At 67.4% G+C, this 19,192-nt stretch carries 17 protein-coding genes; 11 read left to right on the top strand and 6 right to left on the bottom strand.

The window, feature by feature from the left end; genetic code table 11:
- Window positions 1-22: 22 nt before the first annotated feature.
- The 6 genes from IEX72_RS10260 (at window position 23) to IEX72_RS10235 (ending at window position 6,007) form a co-directional block, all read left to right on the top strand.
- Complete coding sequence (locus tag IEX72_RS10260) at window positions 23-340, top strand: UxaA family hydrolase (RefSeq protein WP_188787292.1); 318 nt, start codon at window positions 23-25, stop codon at window positions 338-340.
- On the top strand, window positions 337-1,503 hold the full coding sequence (locus IEX72_RS10255) for a UxaA family hydrolase (RefSeq protein WP_188787291.1): 1,167 nt from the start codon (window positions 337-339) through the stop codon (window positions 1,501-1,503). The genes IEX72_RS10260 and IEX72_RS10255 overlap by 4 nt, the downstream gene beginning before the upstream one ends.
- Window positions 1,503-2,504 carry an Ldh family oxidoreductase gene (locus IEX72_RS10250; RefSeq protein WP_188787290.1) on the top strand — a complete coding sequence of 334 codons (1,002 nt, stop codon included), beginning with the start codon at window positions 1,503-1,505 and terminating at the stop codon, window positions 2,502-2,504. The genes IEX72_RS10255 and IEX72_RS10250 overlap by 1 nt, the downstream gene beginning before the upstream one ends.
- A gap of 103 nt (window positions 2,505-2,607) precedes the next feature.
- A complete protein-coding gene (locus IEX72_RS10245; protein ID WP_188787289.1) occupies window positions 2,608-3,990 on the top strand; it encodes an extracellular solute-binding protein in 1,383 nt (460 codons plus the stop codon).
- Between the two features lie 90 nt (window positions 3,991-4,080).
- Complete coding sequence (locus IEX72_RS10240) at window positions 4,081-5,076, top strand: carbohydrate ABC transporter permease (protein WP_188787288.1); 996 nt, start codon at window positions 4,081-4,083, stop codon at window positions 5,074-5,076.
- A 1-nt stretch (window position 5,077) separates the two neighbouring features.
- The gene (locus tag IEX72_RS10235) at window positions 5,078-6,007 is read left to right on the top strand and encodes a carbohydrate ABC transporter permease (protein WP_188787287.1); all 930 of its coding nucleotides are present in this window, start codon (window positions 5,078-5,080) and stop codon (window positions 6,005-6,007) included.
- Window positions 6,008-6,092: 85 nt separating this feature from the next.
- On the opposite strand, the gene IEX72_RS10230 is transcribed toward IEX72_RS10235, so the two are convergent.
- Entirely contained in the window at window positions 6,093-6,980 is an 888-nt protein-coding gene (locus IEX72_RS10230) for a dihydrodipicolinate synthase family protein (protein ID WP_188787286.1), read from the bottom strand.
- Window positions 6,981-7,073: 93 nt separating this feature from the next.
- Here IEX72_RS10230 and IEX72_RS10225 point away from each other — a divergent pair, with 93 nt between their 5' ends.
- A complete protein-coding gene (locus tag IEX72_RS10225; RefSeq protein WP_188787285.1) occupies window positions 7,074-8,552 on the top strand; it encodes an aldehyde dehydrogenase family protein in 1,479 nt (492 codons plus the stop codon).
- Window positions 8,553-8,588: 36 nt separating this feature from the next.
- On the opposite strand, the gene gfo6 is transcribed toward IEX72_RS10225, so the two are convergent.
- Window positions 8,589-9,671: a D-xylose 1-dehydrogenase Gfo6 gene (gfo6, locus tag IEX72_RS10220; protein ID WP_188787284.1), complete on the bottom strand. Its 1,083-nt coding sequence runs from the start codon at window positions 9,669-9,671 to the stop codon at window positions 8,589-8,591.
- 414 nt (window positions 9,672-10,085) lie between these two features.
- On the opposite strand from gfo6, the gene deoC reads away from it, so the two are divergent.
- From deoC to IEX72_RS10205, 3 genes are read left to right on the top strand one after another with little or no spacing between them, the layout of a single operon-like run.
- Window positions 10,086-10,778, top strand: a complete 693-nt coding sequence (deoC, locus tag IEX72_RS10215; RefSeq protein WP_188787283.1) for a deoxyribose-phosphate aldolase — start codon at window positions 10,086-10,088, stop codon at window positions 10,776-10,778.
- The gene (locus tag IEX72_RS10210) at window positions 10,768-11,694 is read left to right on the top strand and encodes a ribokinase (protein WP_188787282.1); all 927 of its coding nucleotides are present in this window, start codon (window positions 10,768-10,770) and stop codon (window positions 11,692-11,694) included. Before deoC ends, IEX72_RS10210 begins: the two co-directional genes overlap by 11 nt.
- A gap of 59 nt (window positions 11,695-11,753) precedes the next feature.
- Window positions 11,754-12,737: a nucleoside hydrolase gene (locus IEX72_RS10205; RefSeq protein WP_188787281.1), complete on the top strand. Its 984-nt coding sequence runs from the start codon at window positions 11,754-11,756 to the stop codon at window positions 12,735-12,737.
- 73 nt (window positions 12,738-12,810) lie between these two features.
- Here the strand turns inward: IEX72_RS10205 and IEX72_RS10200 are convergent, their stop codons facing one another.
- The 3 genes from IEX72_RS10200 to IEX72_RS10190 form a co-directional block, all read right to left on the bottom strand.
- Window positions 12,811-14,304 (bottom strand): MATE family efflux transporter, encoded by a 1,494-nt coding sequence (locus tag IEX72_RS10200; RefSeq protein WP_188787280.1) that lies wholly within the window; start codon window positions 14,302-14,304, stop codon window positions 12,811-12,813.
- A 277-nt stretch (window positions 14,305-14,581) separates the two neighbouring features.
- Entirely contained in the window at window positions 14,582-15,211 is a 630-nt protein-coding gene (locus IEX72_RS10195; RefSeq protein WP_188787279.1) for an METTL5 family protein, read from the bottom strand.
- Between the two features lie 106 nt (window positions 15,212-15,317).
- Complete coding sequence (locus tag IEX72_RS10190; protein WP_188787278.1) at window positions 15,318-16,256, bottom strand: lamin tail domain-containing protein; 939 nt, start codon at window positions 16,254-16,256, stop codon at window positions 15,318-15,320.
- Between the two features lie 120 nt (window positions 16,257-16,376).
- On the opposite strand from IEX72_RS10190, the gene IEX72_RS10185 reads away from it, so the two are divergent.
- Window positions 16,377-17,330, top strand: coding sequence for a transcription initiation factor IIB (locus IEX72_RS10185; RefSeq protein WP_188787277.1), 954 nt, complete (start codon window positions 16,377-16,379; stop codon window positions 17,328-17,330).
- On the opposite strand, the gene IEX72_RS10180 is transcribed toward IEX72_RS10185, so the two are convergent.
- On the bottom strand, window positions 17,278-19,119 hold the full coding sequence (locus IEX72_RS10180) for a flippase activity-associated protein Agl23 (protein ID WP_188787276.1): 1,842 nt from the start codon (window positions 19,117-19,119) through the stop codon (window positions 17,278-17,280). The genes IEX72_RS10185 and IEX72_RS10180 overlap by 53 nt on opposite strands.
- Between the last annotated feature and the right edge of the window lie 73 nt (window positions 19,120-19,192).

Genomic DNA, 19,192 nt, shown 5'->3' with positions numbered 1-19,192 from the left:
GCCGGTGACTCCACGGACGCGTATGGTAGAACGACATATTCAGGTGGTCGAACCCGAAGACAACGTCGCGACGGCGTTGCGGGAGATCGAGGCGGGAGAGACGCTCGAGGTCGCGGTGGGCGACAGCACAGTCACCGTGGAGGCGCTGGCCGACGTCGAGTTCGGTCACAAGATCGCCCTCGAGGAGATTCCGGCGGGCGAGACCATCGTCAAGTACGGCAAGAGCATCGGTAACGCCACCGAGGACATCGACGCCGGCGCGTGGGTCCACGTCCACAACGTCGAGTCCAACTACGGCCGCGGCGATCTGGCGGCCGACGAAGCGGAGGCCGAAGCGTGAGCGAGTTCCTGGGGTACGAACGCGACGACGGCAGCGTCGGCATTCGGAACCACGTCGCGATCATCTCGACGGCGCCGTACGCCAACGACACGGTGAAGCGCGCGGCGGAGATCACCGAGAACACGGTGCCGATCACCCACCCGCTGGGTCGGTGTCAGACCAAACCCGACGTGTTCCAGACCTACCGCACCCTGCTGGGGTACGGCACCCACCCCAACGTCTACGGCACCGTTGTGGTGGCTCACGCCGGCGAGATCGTCGACGGCGACGAACTCGCGAGCGACGTCGCCGAGACGGGGCGGCCGAGCGCGTCGATCAACATCCACGAGGAGAAGGGCGTTATGAACGCGCTGCAGGCGACCGTGAACGCCGCCCAGGAGATGGTGCTCGACGCCAGCGACCAGCGCCGGGTGCCCGCGGACTACTCCAACCTCACGTTCGGCATCAACTGCGCCACCTCCGACACCACGAGCGGACTGTGTCAGCACAAAGCCACCGCCAAGGCGGTCTGGCGGCTGATCGACGACCACGGCGGCCGCGGCGTGTTCGCCGAAACGGCCGAGTTCTTCGGCGGCGAACACGAGTTGGCCGAGCGCGCGGTGAACGACGACGTCAAACAGGAGGTCCTCGACCGCGTGGAACACTGGGACCAGCGGCTCAAAGACACCGGTTACGACGTCCGCGGCGCCCAGCCGACCCCGGACAACATGGACGGCGGGCTGACCACGATCGAGGAGAAGTCGCTGGGCGCCCTCGTGAAGTCCGGCAACGGCCCGATCCAGGACATCGTCGACTACGGCGCGAAGATCCCGGGCGACTCCGGGATGTACATCATGGACACCCCGGGCCACGGCGCGGAGTCGGTCACCGGGATCGGCGCCGGCGGCGCTCACTTCATGGTCATCTCGACCGGGCAGGGCCACACGCTGTCGAACGCCATCATGCCGACGATCAAGATCACGGGGAACCCCAACAGCCGCGAGCGGGTGCCCGAGGAGACCGACGTCGACGTGAGCGAGGCCCTGGTCGGCGATGAGGACTACGACTGGGCGGCCGACCAACTCTGGGACAACCTCACCCGGATCGTCGACGGGAAACTCACCATGAGCGAGGCGCTGGGTGAGAGCCAGTTCGCCATCCACCGGATCGGCCCCTCGACGTAATGCGGGTCGAACGCGAGCGGGCCGAGGCCGTCGCGACCGCGGCGCTCGAGGCCCACGGCATCACGCCGGCCGACGCGGCGACGACCGCGACGGTGCTCGTGAGCGCCGACGCCCGTGACAAACAGTCGCACGGGCTGCTCCGCCTCCCGCGGTTCGTCCGCGGGATCGAACACGGCAACGTCGATCCCGACGGCGACATCGAGGTCGTCCGTGACGCCGGGGCGGCGGCAACGCTCTCGGGCGGGTCGCGGCTGGGTCCAGTCGTCGCCCGCGAGGCGGTGGGCGAGGCGACCGCGCGGGCCGACGACTACGGGATCGGCGCGGTGGGCGTCCACGACACTAACCACCTCGGAATGCTCGGCTACTACACCGACGTGGTCCGGCAGGCCGGCTACGTCGCGGTTGCGGTCACGAACACCGAGCCCGCGATGCCGCCCCACGGCGGCGCCGAGCCGATTCTCGGGACGAACCCGATCGCGGTCGGGATCCCGTCGGACCCGCCGTTCAACCTGGACATGTCGACGTCGAGCATCGCCCGCGGGACGGTCCTCCGCGCCAGGGAGAACGGCGAAACGCTCCCGGAAGGCGTCGCACTCGACGCCGACGGCAATCCCACGCGGGACCCGGAAGCGGCGCTGAACGGCGTCATCAGGCCGTTCGGCGGCGCGAAGGGTTCCGGACTCGCGATCGCGGTCGAGATCCTCGCCGGCGGGCTGGTCGGCGCGGCCATAGGGACCGACGTGACGGGCACCTACCACACCGAAGACGCGTGTACGAAGGGCGACCTGTTCCTCGCGATCGACCCCAAGGCCCTCGGCGGGGGTGGCTTCACCGACCGCGTGAACGAGTTCGTCGCGGAACTGAAAGCCGGAGACACCGCCGCGGGGTTCGACGGAATCCGGCTTCCCGGGGAGTCGTCGGCCGCCGCGGCCGACACCGGCGCCATCACCGTCGACGACGAGGTGTGGGCGGACGTCTCGGCGATGGCCGACGCCGAGTAGTCGGAACCGCCCGCACTCGGCCGGACCCCGTCGCCCCGCCGGACGCAATATCACACGGGCAGAATCCAAAATTATAAATAGTGTATTACTGTACCGTGAGACTATGGCAGCGAATGACAAGCCGATCGAGCGGCGTCGTATCCTGCAGGGAATCGCAGTCGCCGGTGGTACCGCACTGGCAGGCTGTTCGGGAGGCGGTGGCGGCGACGGCAGTGGGGGCGACACCGACACCCAAAGCGACTCCGAGGGAGACAGCGGCGGCAGCACCGAGATGGACGACAGCGGCGGCGGCGTCTCCGGCGAGGTCAACTTCGTCCACATCTCGTCGTTCGAGCCGTCGGCGCAGGACTTCGCCGGGCAGTTCAACGCGGCGAGCGACGCCACGCTCGAGACCCAGGGAACGCCCGCGGAGTCGAGTTCGACCCGCGAGTACTACATCAACCAGTTTGCCGCCCAGTCCGGTAGCTTCGACGTCGGGATGATGGACGTCGTCTGGCCGGCGGAGTTCGTCGGCGCCGGGTGGGCTACGTCGGTCTCCGACCCCGACGGGAACATGGACACCATGTTGTCGACGCCGGTCGAGGCAGTCACCCTCGACGGCAGCACCTACGGGATGCCGATGTTCACCGATGCCAACGGGTTCTACTACCGGAGCGACTGGCTCGAGGCGCTCGGCTACGACGAGCCGCCGGCGACGTATACGGAGGTCGTCAACATCGCACAGGAGGCCAAAGAACAGATCGACGCCTGCGAGAACGGCTACATCTGGCAGGGCGGTGCAAACGAGGGGTTGACCATCATGTGGCTCAACTGGGTGTGGGGCTTCGGCGGCTCCATCCGCGACGGCGACGGCAACCTGGTGGTCAACTCCGAGGAGGGGATCCAGGCGCTCCAACATGCGGTCGACCTGATCTACGAACACGACGTCACTCCCGAGTCGATCCCGTCCAGCGGGACCGACGGGAACCGCCAGACGTTCCAACAGGGCGGGACGATGTTCATGCGCAACTGGCCGTACGCGTACGGCCTGTTCCAGGACGACACCCCCGTCACCGACAGCTTCGACGTGACGACGATGCCGAAAGCCGAGGGCAACCCCGACGCCAACAACTCCTGTCTGGGCGGGTGGAGCCTGTTCATCAACAACTTCACCGAGAACGCGGCCGCGGCCCAGGAGTTCGCACAGTACGCCGGGACGCTCGAGGCCCAGGAGATCCTGTCGGGCGAACACGGCCGACTGCCGGTCCGCCAGGAGCTCTACGAGGACAGCTACTGGGAGGACAGCGACTACGACAAACCGGGCAACCTCGACATCTTCTCGGAGATCCTCCAGCAGACCAGTGCCCGCCCCGCGACCGCCCAATACTCGCAGTTCTCGAACCTGGTGTACACCGAGTGCAACCGCGCGCTCACCCAGACAAAGTCCCCCGAGGAGGCGTTGAACGACGCCCAAGCCGAGATCGACAGCGAAATCAACAACGGGTGACCGGCCCGGTCGGTTGGCCTCGGACCGCGCGGCCACGCTCACCGAACAATCACCCATATTTATAATGATGTACGGGAACACCCAAGCGTAATGGCGGACTCGATAGCAAACGTACAGGACACCATCGCGCGGCCGGGCGAGGAAGGGATTCGCGCCCGTCTCAGACGGTATCGCGAGCTCAGGCTGACCGAAGAGGAGCTAGCGACGGTCCTGCTGACGCCGGTTCTGTTGTTCCTTCTGGGGCTGTCGTTCTACCCGATCCTCGACACAGTCTGGGCCAGCCTCCACACGGGGTACGTCATCGAACTCCCCGGCCAGCAACGGGCGTTCGTCGGCTTGGAGAACTACCGACAGATCCTGCTTCCCATCGGGGAGACCCGGTTTTGGAACGCCTTCGGCGTGAGTATGTTTTACACGTTCGTGAGCGTTCCCGCCGAACTCGTGTTCGGGCTCGGGTTGGCGCTCCTGCTCCAGAAGGAGTTCACATACAAATACGTCGCCCAAGCAGCGATCCTGTTCCCGTGGGCGCTGCCGACGGTGATCAACGCGAAGGTGTGGGCGTGGATGCTCCACCCGGACTACGGTGTCATCAGCGACATTCTCGTCCGACTGGGGCTCCTCGCGGAGCCGTACGCGTTCCTCTCGAAGCCGGACATCGCGTTGTACACGATGACCGGAATCACCATCTGGAAGACCACATCGTTCATGGCGTTGATCCTGCTTGCGGGGCTGTCGAGCATCCCGGACCAGCTCTACGAGGCCGCCCGGATCGACGGCGCCTCCCGGTGGCGGCAGTTCCGCGACATCACGCTCCCGCTCCTGAAGCCGACGCTTCTGGTGGCGCTCATCTTCCGGACGCTACCGGCGTTTCAGGCGTTCGGGCTTCCGTTCGGGCTGACCGGTGGCGGACCCGGGGAGGCGACCGCAACGCTGGTGTTGTACGCCCAACAGGCGGCGTACAACAACCCCGGGCCGACCAACGGCGGGTTCGCGACCGGGTCGGCAGCGGCGACTCTGATCACGCTGATCGCGCTGGTGATTGCGTTAGTCTACGTCACGACCCTCTACGAGCCGGAGGTGCGGTGAGATGAGCGTCCGCGACCTCACGCTCGAAGACGTCGCGTTCTGGGAGGTCGGCAAGCGCCTGGGGTATTTCGGTTCGATCCTTGCGATTGTCCTGATCTCGATGTTCCCGGTGTTTTGGATCCTGATCAGTTCGCTGAAACCCTCGGGGGAGCTGTTCGTGTTCCCGATCGAGTATCTGCCGTACACGGTCTCCTTCGAGAACGGGATCAGCATCGTCCAGCAGTATCCGCTCACGCTCGAGAACTACGAGACGGCGCTCGCCCAGCGCCCGGTGGGGCAGTACCTGCTCAACAGCCTCATCGTGGCGTCGGGGACCGCGGTCCTTGACGTGGCGCTCGGGGCCCTGGCGGGGTACTCCCTCTCGCGGCTGAACTTCCGATATAAGCTTCCGGTCCTACTTTTGATCCTGTTCACGGCGCTGTTGCCGTTCATCTCGCGGCTGATCCCGCTGTACAAGCTGGCCATCGACCTCGGGGGGACGCCGGTCGGCGGATTCCTCGGACTGAACACGTACCTCGGCTTGATCCTGCCGTACGCCGCGTTTCAGCTCCCGTTTGCGGTCTGGATCTTCCAGGCGTATTTCAAGGAACTGCCCGACTCCCTGGAGGAGGCGGGGCTGATGGACGGGCTCTCGCGGATCGGCGTGCTGTTCCGCATCATCCTCCCGGTGTCGATGCCGGCGATGGCGACGGCTGCGATCATCGTGTTCATCTACGCGTGGAACGAGTTCCTGTTCGCGCTCACGTTCATGACCGAAGACTCAAAGCGGACCATCACCGTCGGGATCGCGCTGTTCGGCAACCAGTTTTCCACGCCGTGGGGGACGATCACCGCCGCGGTGTTCCTCTCGCTGATCCCGCTTTTGCTCTTCATGTTCTTTTTCCAGCAGAAGATCGTCGAGGGGATGACTTCCGGCGTGGGGAAGGCGTAGTCTCCCACCTTCGGGTTTCGGACGTCACTCCCCGACTGTTCCGCTCGGGACCGAACACCAACCGGTCGCGAGCCGCCCCCGGCGGTTACTCGATCGTCCGGTCGGCGACCGCACGGTAGGCGACATCGAGGCGCTCCTGTTCCGCGGGAGACACCGGAGCGACCGGGGGAAGGGGGTCGCCGATGTCGAGTCCGTTCCGCCGGACGAGGTGTTTGATCGCGGCCGCGGTCGGGATGTCGTCGTAGGTGCTGACAATCGGGACCACAACCTCCCGCAGAATCCGGTTCACGGTCGCGTCGTCGCCGCGGGCGTGGGCGTCGTACAGTTCCGCGAGCTCGGCGGGGAAGACGTTCGCCGGTCCCGCAATCAGCCCGTCGGCACCGAGGTTCAGCGCCGCGCCCGCGATGTCGGTCGACCCTTGGAACACCACGAACTCCGGCGGTGTCTCCTCGACGACGCGGTACTGGTACCCCAGGTCGCCGGAGGTGTCTTTCAGCCCCACGACGGTGTCGAGGTCGGCGAGGTGCGAGACCGTGTCGACCGAAAGTTGGTTGCCGGTGAGCGCCGGGATGTTGTAAAGGAGCAGGTCGAGGGGTGCGTCGGCCGCAACGCGCTCGAAGAACCGCCGAAGCCCGTTCTGCGTTGTCGAGAGGTAGTACGGCGTCACGACGACGGCCGCGTCGGCACCCGCTTCCCCCGCCGTCGAGACCCGGGCACGGACGTCGCCGATACTCGTGGCACAGCACCCCGCGATCACCGCAGTGGTGTCGTCGGCCGCCTCCACGACCGTCTCGACGAGTGTTCGGTGTTCCTCTGCGGTGAGACTGGGGAACTCCCCGATCGAACTCCCCGGGAACAGCCCGTGTACTCCCCGATCCACGAGCGATCGTGTAAACTCCGCGAGCGCCGCCTCGTCGACACCACCGCCGGCGATAGGCGTCGCCATCGGCACGATTGTACCCGAGACATTCATGTCCTACCACTCGGTGACCGTGGTTTTATACCTTAGGGACGCGGTCGGACCGAGGAGCCAGATTTAAGACCGATGTGGACCGATCACACAGGTATGAGCCAGAAAGCAGCAGCGCGTCTCGACAAGCAGATGTTGATCGACGGCGAGTGGACTGCGGGCGACGGCCGGATCGACGTGATCCACCCCTACGACGGGAGTCGCGTGGGGTCGGTCCCACTTGCGACCGCAGACCAGGTCACGGCCGCAGTCGACGCCGCCGAACGTGCGTACGAGGCGTCGACGCTGTCGGCCTACGAGCGGTACGAGCTCTTGGAGCGGACCGCCGACCTGCTCGAGGACGACGCCGACCGCGTGGCGAACGTCCTGACCAGCGAGCAGGGCAAGCCGATCACCGAAGCCCGCGGGGAGGTCGACCGCGCGGTCCAGACGCTGCAGTTATCCGCCGAACAGGCAAAGCGGATGTTCGGAGAGTACGTTCCGATGGACGCCCAGAAGGGGTTCACCCGGGATCACTGCTTCACCCAGCGGGAACCGCTGGGCGTTGTCGCGTCGATCACGCCGTTCAATTTCCCCATCAACCTGATGGTGCACAAGGTCGGCCCCGCGCTCGCGGCGGGCAACGCCGTCGTCGGCAAACCCGCCTCGAACACCCCCCTGGTCTCGGTGCTCCTCTTCGAGTATCTCCAGGAGGCTGCCGAAGCGGTCGGCGCCCCCAACGGGCTGGTGAACCTCGTCACCGGCAGCGGGTCGACCGTCGGCGACGCCATCTTGGAGCACGACGCGGTGGAGGCCATCTCCTTCACCGGGAGCACCCCTGTCGGGAAATACATCGCGAACAACAGCGGTATGACGGAGGTCACGCTGGAACTGGGGGGCAACGACCCCACCATCGTGTGGGACGACACCGACATCAACAAGGCGGCAGAGGCGGTCGTCGGCGGCGCCTGCTCCAACGCCGGACAGGTGTGTAACAGCGTCGAGCGGGTCATCGTCCACGACACGATCGAAGGCGAATTCATCGACGCCGCCGTTGACGCCGTTGAGTCGCTGTCGGTCGGCAATCCCTTCGAGGAGTCGACGAGCGTCTCGGCCATAGTCGACGACGAGCAGTTCGAGACGGTGGTCGACCTCTACGAGGCCACGGTTGACGCGGGCGCGACCGTCGAAACCGGCGGAAATTATGGTGGGGACCTCGGCGAGCGGGTGTTCGAGCCGACGGTTCTCTCGGGCGTGACGCCCGACATGCCCGCCGCGACGGAGGAGACGTTCGGCCCGCTGGTTCCGATCCTCAGCGTGGGCGACTTCGACGAGGCCATCGCGGAGGCGAACAACACCAACTACGGGCTGGAGGCCGGCATCTTCACCCAGGATATCGACCGGGCGCGCCGGGCGGCCGACGACATCGACGCCGGCGGCGTCAACGTCAATACGGTCAGCGGATTCCGAGCGGATCATATGCCCTACGGCGGGTTCAAGGACAGCGGCGTCGGAAAGGAGGGAATCAAATACGCCGTCGAGCATTTCTCTCGGGAGAAACTCGTCGGGTTCCACGACGGGTTTACCGACGCTTGAACACGGGTCAGACGGACTCCGCGCTCGCTTTCCTCGCTACACCTCGACCCAGGTGTCGCGGTCGGCGGCCTCGTAGACGGCCTCCATCACCTCGACGTCGACGACGCCGTGGCGTCCGTCCGGGTAGATGTCGGCGCCGCTCCGCAGCCGATCCGCGAAGTAGTCGAACTCCTCGCGCATCTGGTCGACGCGTTCGACCGCGACCTCCGCGCGACTGTCCCCGCGGGACAGTTCGAGTTTCCGGTCCTGATCCTGGAAGAACGCCGGTTCGATCCGGACCTGGCCTTCGGTCCCGGTGACGGTGATGCTGCTCGACTGCCGGGCGTTGTGGCTGGCGAAACACGCGGCCGTGACGCCGCCGGGGAACCGCAGCGAGCACGTCACCGTCTCTTCGACCGCGTCGAAGGCGTCGTGGGTGCTCCCGGTCGTGCCCGCAACCGCGACCGGGTCGGCGTCGAGGAGGAACCGCGCGGTGTTGAGCGGGTACAGACCGATGTCGAACAGCGCGCCGCCGCCGGCCAACTCCGCGTTCAGCCGCCACTGGTCGGGGTCGGGGTTGACGCGCTTGAGCAGGCGCTGGGACATGTCTCCACGGACGGCCACGGGGTCGCCCACGTACCCCGCGTCGATCAACTCCTTCGCCCGGCGGACGGTGGGCTCGGTGTGCATGCGGTAGGCGGTCATCACCTCGACACCCGCGTCGTCGCAGACGCCGACGAGGTTCTCGGCTCGGCCGCTGTCGCGCTCGATCGGTTTCTCACACAGGACGTGTTTGCCGTGGTCGGCGGCGACTGCGGCGTGGTCCAAGTGGAACGCGTTCGGCGTACAGACGTACACCGCGTCGTAGGCGTCGGTCCCGATGCCTTCAGCGTACTCGTCGTAGGTGAGCGTCCGCTCGACCGCCTCGAACTCCGCGGCGACGCGTTCTGCCTTCTCTGCCGACCCACTCACGAGCACCGTGGGTTCACACCGGTCGCTGTCGGCGAGCGCGGGCAGCGCCCGACCCCGCGTGTACCATCCCAGTCCGATTGCTGCGATCCGGACCGGTTCCGCGGTCGCCGCGTCCGTGTGCTCCCAGTCCCGACGGCACTGACTCCCGATGACCGCTTGTATCTGCATACTCGGCTCTGAGGCGGACTGTACTTAATACCCCTCTACCCGACCGCTTATCGCCGACGGCACTCCCGCGGATCCTGCGGCCCGATGCCGGGTGTGCGTCCGTGATCGGATCGGTCGCCCCACCTCGGTAACCAGTGGTGCGTGCCGGACGACCGCGGGAGGCTGATCCCAAATCCGAACTCACGCGTAGCTCCCAAAACATATACAAGTTTACTATCAATTTCATACTAGAAATATATCTAAACTCTTCGAGAAACGAATTTTGAGCGCTCTGACGTTATGTCTACACATAAAGGTTTCAATATATTCAAGAAAGTATATGCAACTATATATAAAATATCCCGACCACATCGACGAATCAGCGCCACCCGCGAACCGGACCGTTTTTTCACTCGGCCGGTGTGGGTGAGGTCGATGACGACAGCCGACCTCGCAGGTTACATTCAGCACACGGAAGTGAGCGCGACCGCGGACCGCGCCCGGATCGAGCAGGTGCTCTCGGAGTGTGAGGCCCACGGGTTCGCCGGCGCGATGGTCCAGCCGTGTTGGGTCCCGCTCGCGGCCGCACGCCTGGCCGACACCGACAGCAGTGTTTGTACGGCGTTGGGCTACCCCCTCGGCGGCGACCGCACCCTCAGTAAGGTGACCGGCATCCGCGACGCGGTCGCGGCCGGCGCTGACGAGATCGACGTGATGGCGAACATCGGGTGGCTCAAATCCGGTGACGATGACGCCTTCCGTCGCGAACTCGACGCCTTAGTCGACGCCGCGGGCAACGCAACGATCAAACTGATGTTGGAACTGGGCGGGCTGACCGACGCCGAGGCCGAACGCGAAATCGAGTACGCGGTCGATGCGGGGTTCGACTACCTCAAGAACTCGAGCGGGTTCGGCGTCGGCGGGCAGGCGACCGTCGACCGGATCCGGTTCATCGCCGACCGCGTCGACGGGTCAGTCGGGGTGAAAGCAAGTGGCGGGATCAAGACCGGGTCGGACGCCCAGGCGCTGCTCGACGCCGGCGCGGACCTGCTCGGCGCCTCCAGCGGCGTCGAGATCGTCTCCGGGGACGCAGGCGCCGCCGAGGAGGACGGCGGCGATGGCTACTGAGTCCCCCCAGATCGCGGTCGTCGGTTCCTACAACCACGGGTTGTCGATGGCGGTCGAGGCGCTGCCGGCGCCCGGCGAGACCGTCCTCGGCGGCGACTTCGCGGAGGGTGTCGGCGGCAAGGGGTCGAACCAGGCGGTCGGGGCCGCCCGCCTCGGCGCTGCGACCTCGTTCGTGGGGTGCATCGGCGAGGACCGGTTCGGCGACGCGGCGGTGGACCTGTGGGACGAGGAGGCGGTCGACGCCCGCGACGTCCGCCGGACCGGCGCGACCCACACCGGCGTCGGGTTCGTGATCGTCGACGGGGACGGCGAGAACGCCATCTCGGTCGCACCGGGGGCCAACAGCCGGCTCTCGGCGGCCGACGTCCGGGACGCCCGGGAGACGATTCGTTCGGCCGACGTACTGCTCTGCCAGCTCGAGACCGAACTCGATCCCGTCGTTGCGGCTGCCGACATCGCGGCCGACGCCGGAACCGAGGTGATCCTCAACCCGGCGCCCGCCCGGGAGCTTCCGGAGTCACTCCTCGCGAACGTGGATATACTGACCCCCAACCGGGGGGAGGCGTGCATCCTCGCGGGCCATGACCCGGCTGCTGACGTTCCCGAGTCGTCCCTGCTCGACGCGCTCTCGGACCTCGGCGTCTCCGGGGTGGCGCTCACCCTCGGGGCCGACGGTGCGCTCGTTGACGACGGTGGCACCCGGGAGCACGTCGACGCGATCGACGTGGATGTGGTCGACACCACCGGCGGGGGCGACGCGTTCAACGCGGGCGCCGCGGTCGCGCGAGCGAACGGCCAGCCCCTCGCGGAGGCGGTGCGGTTCGGGAACGTCTGCGGCGGCCTCGCGTGTACCGCCTTCGAGGTTGTCCCCGCGTTACCCGACCGGGCCGCTGTCGAGGCGTACCTCGCGCCGTAACCGGGCGGCCGCCGCCAGCGTTCGATAGCTATTTGCGCCGCGTTCGACCACCGTTGTGTATGAGTGACCCGGCTGATTCAACCGCGGACGCGGAGGCACGCAGCGTCATCATCGACACCGACACCGCGGGCGACGACACACAGGCGCTCTTGCTTGCGGCGCTCTCGGACCGGATCGATCTTGCGGGAGTCACCATCTGCGCCGGTAACGTCGAGTTCGACTACGAGGTCGAGAACGCGAAGTACACCCTCGACCTCGCGGGGGTCGACGACGACGTCACCGTCTACGAGGGCGCGCGCGACCCCCTGTTGAAGGACCACGACTTCGCTGACTACGTCCACGGCGAGGGTGGCCTCGGCGGGTCGCTGTTTCCCGACACGGGGATCGCCTCCGGCGACCGCCACGCCGTGGACTACATCGTTGACACCGCCCGGGAGCGCCCCGGCGAGATCACGCTGGTCTGTATCGCGCCGCTGACGAACGTCGCACTCGCGCTCCGGACGGAGCCCGAGCTGAACGACCTCCTTGACGAGGTGTGGGTTATGGGCGGGAACGTCAACTGTCTCGGCAACGTCACGCCCGCGGCGGAGTACAACTTCTGGGTCGACCCCGACGCCGCGAAGATGGCTCTGAATGAACTCGACGTGACCCTCTTCGATTGGGGGCTCACGGAACGGGACACCACTTTCGACGCCGACACCCTAGCGCGGATCGAGTCGATCGACACTCCCTACGCCGAGTTCTACACCGAGATCACGACCCAGGTTCGGGCGTTCAACCGGGAGTCATTCGGCAGAGACGCGACGACCCAGCCGGACTCCGCGGTGGTCGCGGGACTCATCGACCCCGACCTGATTGAGGAATCGCACACCTACCACGTCGACGTCGACGAGCGCGAGGGGATGACCCGCGGTTACTCCGCGGTTGACGAGGACGGCGTCGGTGACGGCGAACCTCGGACCGACGTGGTCGAGTCGCTTGACGCGGACGGGCTTCGAGAGATGTTCGTCCGGACGTTCGAGAGCAGCGATCCCGACCCCTGATACGGATCGGTGCCGTCGATTGCCGGCCAACCCCACACGGGTCGGCAACGACCGGGCGTTCGGCACCCCCGTGTTAGTTGTCCGCGGGCGGGACTCCGGGCTCCGGCTCCGGTTCGGAGTCGCCGTCCGGCCCTTCGCTCCGAGTCACCTCGTCGGTCAGGTTACCGTCGCGCCACGACCCGCTCTCGAACCAGACCGCCGCCACTACCGCGGCGATGATCCCCGAGGCCGCAAACCCCAGCCAGATCCCCTCGGGGTTCGGCGTCCGGAAGATCCAGACGTCGAGCGGGACCAGCCCCTGGGAGGCCACGTACGCGATCGGGAGCCTGATGAACCCGAACAGTACGACCGCGATCGTCGCCGCGGTCAGCGTCTTCCCCGCGCCGCGGAACCCGCCGCTGTACGCGCGGAGCACGCCCACGAACCCGAATGTCGGCGCGATCCACCGGAGGAACGTCGCCCCCTCGGCGACAACCGACGGGGTATCGTCGAACACCCGGATGATGTCGGGCGCGAAGACGAACGTGAGTACGCCGAGGCTCGCGAGGATCAGGAACGACGCCTTCGCGGCGAAGCGGTTGGTCTCGGAGACGCGGTCGAGTTTGCCCGCGCCGATGTTCTGTCCAGTCATCGTCTCGACCCCGCGGTCGATCGCGATTGCGGGCATGAAGATCATCGAAAACACGCGGATCCCGACCCCGAACCCGGCGACCACGGGCGTCGCAAACAGCGTCACGATGAGCAACACGGCGTTGATCGAGAGCGCGCGGCCGGTGTTCTCGAGCGACGCCGGCGCGCCGATCCGGAGCAGCCGCCGGATGTACGCGGGGTCGGGCCGCATGTCCCGCGGATTGATTCGGATCCCGTGGGCGCCGCGAAGCATGATCCAGACCCCGACCACCATCGCCGACCCTCGGGAGAAGACCGTGGCCGCGGCGGCGCCTTCGATGCCCATCCGCGGGAACGGTCCCCACCCGAAGATGAGTACCGGGTCGAGCGCCACGTTCAGGATCACTGTCCCCAGCATCACAACCATCGGCGTCACCGTGTCGCCCGCGCCGCGCATCAGCGCCACGAAGACGGCGAACCCGAACAGGAACGGCAGCCCACCGGTGATGATGCGCATGTACTCGGTCGCGAGGGTGAGCACCACCGGCTCCGCGCCGAACACCTGCAGGAGTTCGTCGATGAACACGAACCCCACACCGCCGACGACGAGGCCGGCGGTGACTGTGAACACCACCGTCTGTGACGCCGCATACTCCGCCTCTCCGGGCTGTTCGGCGCCGGTGTGCTGTGCCACCAGGACGCTGCCCGCGACCGTCAGCCCCAATCCCAAGGAAATGAACAGGTACACCAGCGGGAACCCCAGGCTGATCGCGGCCAGCGCGTCGGTGCTGAACCGGCCAAGCCAGAAGGTGTCCGCCAGGTTGTACCCCACCTGGAGCATGTTGGTGACGATGATGGGAAGCGAGAGGAAAAACAGCGACCGCGGGATCGACCCCCCGGTGAGGTCCAGGTCCTCCTTGCTTTTGAACACGCTTCCGACCCGGTCGCGGACGCTCATCCGTCGACCCCGGCGGTCGGACCGGCGGTCGTTTCGCGGCACGACTGACTGTCGACAGACACACGGGATCCCGCGGTCTCCGGCCACACCTGTAGCCGTGTGAATGGAGGGGTATCGACCGTCGGGAATCGGGATGTTGCAACCGAACTCACTACCTGTGATTGGAGTGCAACGGTGATAAATGACTCCGTCCGGCGGCGCGGCTCCCGGCAACGACGCGGGCCCACCCCGACGACGCGGACCCCCTTGTCGACAACCCACCGCGATACGCGTGACACTACCCCGCGGCCCACTCGATCCGGTAGACCTCCGCGTCGACGGCTGCGGTGTCGGCGTCGTGGAACTCGAACTGCCGATCGATCTCAAGCGGCGCCCGGAACGCGTGGGTCACCGTCCCGGCGTTGTCGGCCGCGAACGCCTCGACGAACCCCTCCGAACCCGCGTTGTGGACCGAGTACGAAACCTCGGAGACCCGGGCGGCGGTCGCGAGAAACGCCCGGTCGGCGTGTTCGTTCCCGTCCTGCGCGCCGAACGGCGGGTTCATCACCACGGTCGTCGGGTCCGGCGGGCACAGCGGTGCGTCGGTCGCGTCGGCGCAGACCCACCCGATCGGCGTCTTGGTTCCGACCCGGCGTCGGTTTTGGGCCGCCGTAGTTAGCGCCGACCGGTCGACGTCGACGCCGACAACGCTCTTTGGCCCACGGAGGGCGGCCCCGAGCGCCAGCATCCCGGTACCGGTGCCGAGGTCGACCACCACTCGATCCTCAACGTCGCCGTTCAGGTCGGCAGCGTGGACAACGTGGGCGGCGAGTCCGGCCGGGGTGGGGTACTGTTCGAGGTCCGCACGCGGGTTGTCGAACCCCGCGACGACCGCCAACTGGGTTTCGAGCGCGGATCGTGTCGCCATCAGACCCACCCGCCGACGGCCGCCGACGGGGGGCGCGCAGATCGTAGTCGCATCGCGTGTGGATCTTTCCGGCGGAACAAAAACCTTCTCGACGCCGGCGAGCCGGTCAGTACGACACTCGAATCACCGTCGCCCCAGTGGCGTTGCGAACGGTGACCGTATCGCCGTCGTTGTTCCAGACCGCGCCGGATTCCCCCCAGTGGTAGGTCGTCTCCGTGTCCGTTCCCGACCCTGTCCGGAGAGTCACCTCGGCACCGGAGTCGACCACGGCCCCCGCCGGGAAGGCGTAGGTGTGCCCTCCCTCGTCGGCGACGGTCCACTCCGAGACGTCGAGCGGTTCGTCCCCGGCGTTCCGGAACGTCACGTACTCGTCGCCGAGATTCTCGTTATCGTTCCCCGCAGCGTCGTCGTTGACTGCGGCAACCTCGAGCGTCGTGTCACCGACGGCCCCGTCCGTCGGCGTCACGCCACCATCGGCGTCGATACACGACCACAACCCCCGGCGGTCGTCGCGGGCCGTCGCCGCGGTCCGCTTGTATCGTTCACGTTCGGTGAATGCCGTGTCGTAGACGCGGGCGTGTCCGGCCTCGACGAGCGCGTGGTTAACCGACTCCCCGCCAACGACGACGTACGCCAACAACCGGCCGTAGTAGCCCCTGCGCTCGGATCGTTCGTCGAACACCAGGGTGACCGACTCGCCGGCGAGGCGGTCGGTGGCGTACGCCGAGGCGTTCTCTCCGGCTCGCCGGAGACACCGGGCGCCGGCTTCGGTGGCGGGGACGCCGTCGAACTCCTCCGGGGTGTTGTCCGTGTGAACCTCCGGGGTGTCGACTCCGAGCAACCGGACTGTGTCTCCGGTTCCGTTCGGGTACGCGATGTCGACTGTATCGCCGTCGACGACCTCAACGACGGCGACTTCGACGCCCTCACCAGACGTCTCGGGGCCGGCCGGTCGGGCCGGGTCCGTGGCCCCGCCACCCGGACTGCCGACCCCCGAGAGGCACCCGGCGGAGACAACCACTACGAGAACGGCAACTGCGAGCACACCACGGGACCGCCCGCGGTTCGACCTGCCGGCCGGACCGCGGTCTGCGGGGAACACGGTGAGACTGTGTTTTCCTGCCAGCACAAAGGTTTAAACCCACGCTTCACCACAAACCTTATAATGGAACGCTCGCGTCCTCAGCGTCAGCGGGAGCAGGAGACCGAACAGACGGACGAGGAAGTGGTCGTCTGTCCGGAGTGTGATTCCGAGGAGATCGTCACCGACGCTGACCAGGGGGAACTGGTCTGTGACGACTGCGGCCTCGTCCTCGACGAGCGCCAGATCGATCGCGGCCCCGAGTGGCGGGCGTTCAACCATTCCGAACGCCAGTCGAAGTCCCGAGTGGGTGCACCCATCACCGAGACAATGCACGACCGCGGGTTGACGACGACGATCGACTGGAAAGACAAAGACGCCTACGGCCGGTCGCTCTCCTCGGAGAAACGGTCGCAGATGCACCGGCTCCGGAAGTGGCAAGAGCGGATCCGGACGAAGGACGCGGGCGAGCGCAACCTCCAGTTCGCGCTCTCGGAGATCGACCGAATGGCGTCGGCGCTGGGCGTCCCCCGGTCGGTCCGGGAGGTCGCCTCCGTGATCTACCGGCGCGCGCTCAACGAGGACCTCATCCGCGGCCGGTCGATCGAGGGCGTCGCCACCTCCGCGCTGTATGCGGCGTGCCGACAGGAGGGCATCCCCCGGTCGCTCGACGAGGTCGCGGAGGTCTCGCGGGTCCCGCAGAAGGAGATCGGCCGGACGTATCGGTATATTTCGCAGGAGCTCGGACTCGAACTCAAGCCGGTCGATCCGAAGCAGTTCGTCCCGCGCTTCGCCTCGGCGCTCGAACTCTCCGAGGAGGTGCAGTCGAAGGCCACCGAGATTATCGACGTGTCCGCCGAGCAGGGGTTGCTCTCCGGGAAGTCACCCACGGGGTTCGCGGCGGCGGCGATCTACGCGGCGTCGCTGCTCTGCAACGAGAAGAAGACCCAACGCGAGGTCGCTGACGTCGCCCAAGTCACGGAGGTCACCATCCGGAACCGGTATCAAGAGCAGATCGAAGCGATGGGGTTCCGGTAGCGCCGAGTCGCGGTTCCGGTCGGTCCTCGACGCCAGCCGTCTCTCCGTTCACGAAAACGACCACCTCGCGGTTCCACAGTCCCAACCGGTAGATCGTGGCTTCGTAGCCGTCGCCCAGCTGGTCCGCCAGCGCGTCCCGGTGGGTCGGCTCCGCGATCACCACCGGCGGCACGGTGGCGTTCCCGTACGCCGTCTTGAACGTCGACGCGTTCGCCGTACTCGTCGCGTCCGCGCCGGCGGACGCCACGTACCACGGCAACGGCAGCCGGTTGCCCCACGCGTCGCCGACGGGTGGCGTCCCCGTCGTCACCGCCGCGGGAACGTGGTACGACGACCCGACGTACACCACCTCCGCGGTCGCGGGGTCGCCGTCGGCCGCCGTCCGCGCTACAACCCCGATCGAGTCGAGATCGTCGGCGGGTTGGGCGAACTGCGCCAGTTGGGTGGTTCGGTCGGGTGGCCCGTACACGTCGGCCCCGACCGCTGCGGTCCCCGCTCCGACTGCGAGCGCGACCAGGAGCACCGCAACCACGGTCCCGGCGTCAATCGCCGGGGTGTCACCTCCGGCGTGGGCGCCGACTCCACCGGATCCGGCGTCCGTCGCGGCCGACGCGCCCCACCGCAGGGCGCCGACGAGGCCGACGGCGGCGGGCAGCGACAGCGGCACCACGACGTGGACGAGCGTCCACGGCGCAGACACCTCCGAGAGGGTGGGGAATACCACGACCGCGAGCAGTCCCCAATACCCCACACCCTCGACCAGCGGCCGGCGCTGCGGGGCGTACCGCGCGTAGAGCGCGGTCCCGACGCCCAGGACCGTCACCGGGAGCGCGAGGGCGACCAGGAGCTCCCCGGCGTCGCCCAGGTATGGGAGGACGGCGTGGGTGCCATCGGGGAACCGATCCACCACGCGAACGCCGACGAACCGCCGGACCGCGCCGACGGTCCCCTCGTAGACCGCGAGGTGGATCGTCGTCGGGTCGTCGAGACCGACTCCCGTAGTGGACCCCGACCGAGGCGCGAACAGGACACTCGCCACCGCGGTCGCGAGGAGTCCGGCGCGGGCCGCGGGCGTCGCGGTGCCGGCGACCCGGTCGCGGAGTGCCGCAACGGACGCGCGCGCTCCCGCTCCGCTGTCGCTCGCGACGCTCCGCTGGTCGACGACCAGACCCCACGCGCCGAACCACGAGAGGAGGTAGCCGACGACGAACCCCGACGCCGCGGCCGCGAGCGGGAGCGCGACCGCGACGGCGTAGGCGTCCCGCCGGCTCCGGCGGTCCCACGCCCGGACGGTGAACCCGACGGCGGCCACCCCGAACAGCGCCAGCGGGACGTCGCCGCGGAGGAACCGGGAGTAGTAGAGCACCACCGGCTGGACCGCGAGGATCGCGGAGAACGCCACGGTCTCGGCGTCGCCCAACCGGTCTCGGAATAGCAGCGCGGTGAGCGGGAGCGCGGCCCCGAACAGGGCCACCGGGAGTCGGGCGATCCGCTCGGAGACGCCGAAGAGCGCGAACACGACCCAGTCAAGGTGGTACAGAAGCGGGCCGCCCGCGACGGGTCGGTACCGGAACGCGCCGGTTTCGAGGTATCGAAGCGCCCAGTACCCAACCCGCGCCTCGTCCCAGTGGAACGGCCGCGACCCGAGCCCGACCACCCGGAGTGCGAGTCCGACGGCGGCGACGACGGCGACACCCACGACCACGCGATCGTTCCGGAGCCGCCCGCCGTCCGACGGACCGTCAGCGACACCGGGCTCGCCGTCTCCACGCTCGGGGTCGCGCGACATAGCGACCTCTCCCGACTGGGCGGATAGAAGTTTTGTGATCCGTCCGGGCGCCCGATCCCACCAGGTGTGAAAC

Source organism: Halobellus salinus, from assembly GCF_014646875.1.
GTDB lineage: Archaea > Halobacteriota > Halobacteria > Halobacteriales > Haloferacaceae > Haloquadratum > Haloquadratum salinum.
This window is presented reverse-complemented; position numbering and strand designations above follow the sequence as displayed.

What these genes read in the sequence shown, in the direction of transcription:
- IEX72_RS10210 (WP_188787282.1), top strand. Translation starts at nt 10,768, where the DNA reads ATGGCTACTGAGTCCCCCCAGATCGCGGTCGTCGGTTCCTACAACCAC.
- IEX72_RS10245 (WP_188787289.1), top strand. Translation starts at nt 2,608, where the DNA reads ATGGCAGCGAATGACAAGCCGATCGAGCGGCGTCGTATCCTGCAGGGA.
- IEX72_RS10200 (WP_188787280.1), bottom strand. Translation starts at nt 14,304, where the DNA reads ATGAGCGTCCGCGACCGGGTCGGAAGCGTGTTCAAAAGCAAGGAGGAC.
- IEX72_RS10225 (WP_188787285.1), top strand. Translation starts at nt 7,074, where the DNA reads ATGAGCCAGAAAGCAGCAGCGCGTCTCGACAAGCAGATGTTGATCGAC.
- gfo6 (WP_188787284.1), bottom strand. Translation starts at nt 9,671, where the DNA reads ATGCAGATACAAGCGGTCATCGGGAGTCAGTGCCGTCGGGACTGGGAG.
- IEX72_RS10230 (WP_188787286.1), bottom strand. Translation starts at nt 6,980, where the DNA reads ATGAATGTCTCGGGTACAATCGTGCCGATGGCGACGCCTATCGCCGGC.
- IEX72_RS10260 (WP_188787292.1), top strand. Translation starts at nt 23, where the DNA reads ATGGTAGAACGACATATTCAGGTGGTCGAACCCGAAGACAACGTCGCG.
- IEX72_RS10240 (WP_188787288.1), top strand. Translation starts at nt 4,081, where the DNA reads ATGGCGGACTCGATAGCAAACGTACAGGACACCATCGCGCGGCCGGGC.
- IEX72_RS10185 (WP_188787277.1), top strand. Translation starts at nt 16,377, where the DNA reads ATGGAACGCTCGCGTCCTCAGCGTCAGCGGGAGCAGGAGACCGAACAG.
- IEX72_RS10205 (WP_188787281.1), top strand. Translation starts at nt 11,754, where the DNA reads ATGAGTGACCCGGCTGATTCAACCGCGGACGCGGAGGCACGCAGCGTC.
- IEX72_RS10235 (WP_188787287.1), top strand. Translation starts at nt 5,078, where the DNA reads ATGAGCGTCCGCGACCTCACGCTCGAAGACGTCGCGTTCTGGGAGGTC.
- deoC (WP_188787283.1), top strand. Translation starts at nt 10,086, where the DNA reads ATGACGACAGCCGACCTCGCAGGTTACATTCAGCACACGGAAGTGAGC.
- IEX72_RS10250 (WP_188787290.1), top strand. Translation starts at nt 1,503, where the DNA reads ATGCGGGTCGAACGCGAGCGGGCCGAGGCCGTCGCGACCGCGGCGCTC.
- IEX72_RS10180 (WP_188787276.1), bottom strand. Translation starts at nt 19,119, where the DNA reads ATGTCGCGCGACCCCGAGCGTGGAGACGGCGAGCCCGGTGTCGCTGAC.
- IEX72_RS10195 (WP_188787279.1), bottom strand. Translation starts at nt 15,211, where the DNA reads ATGGCGACACGATCCGCGCTCGAAACCCAGTTGGCGGTCGTCGCGGGG.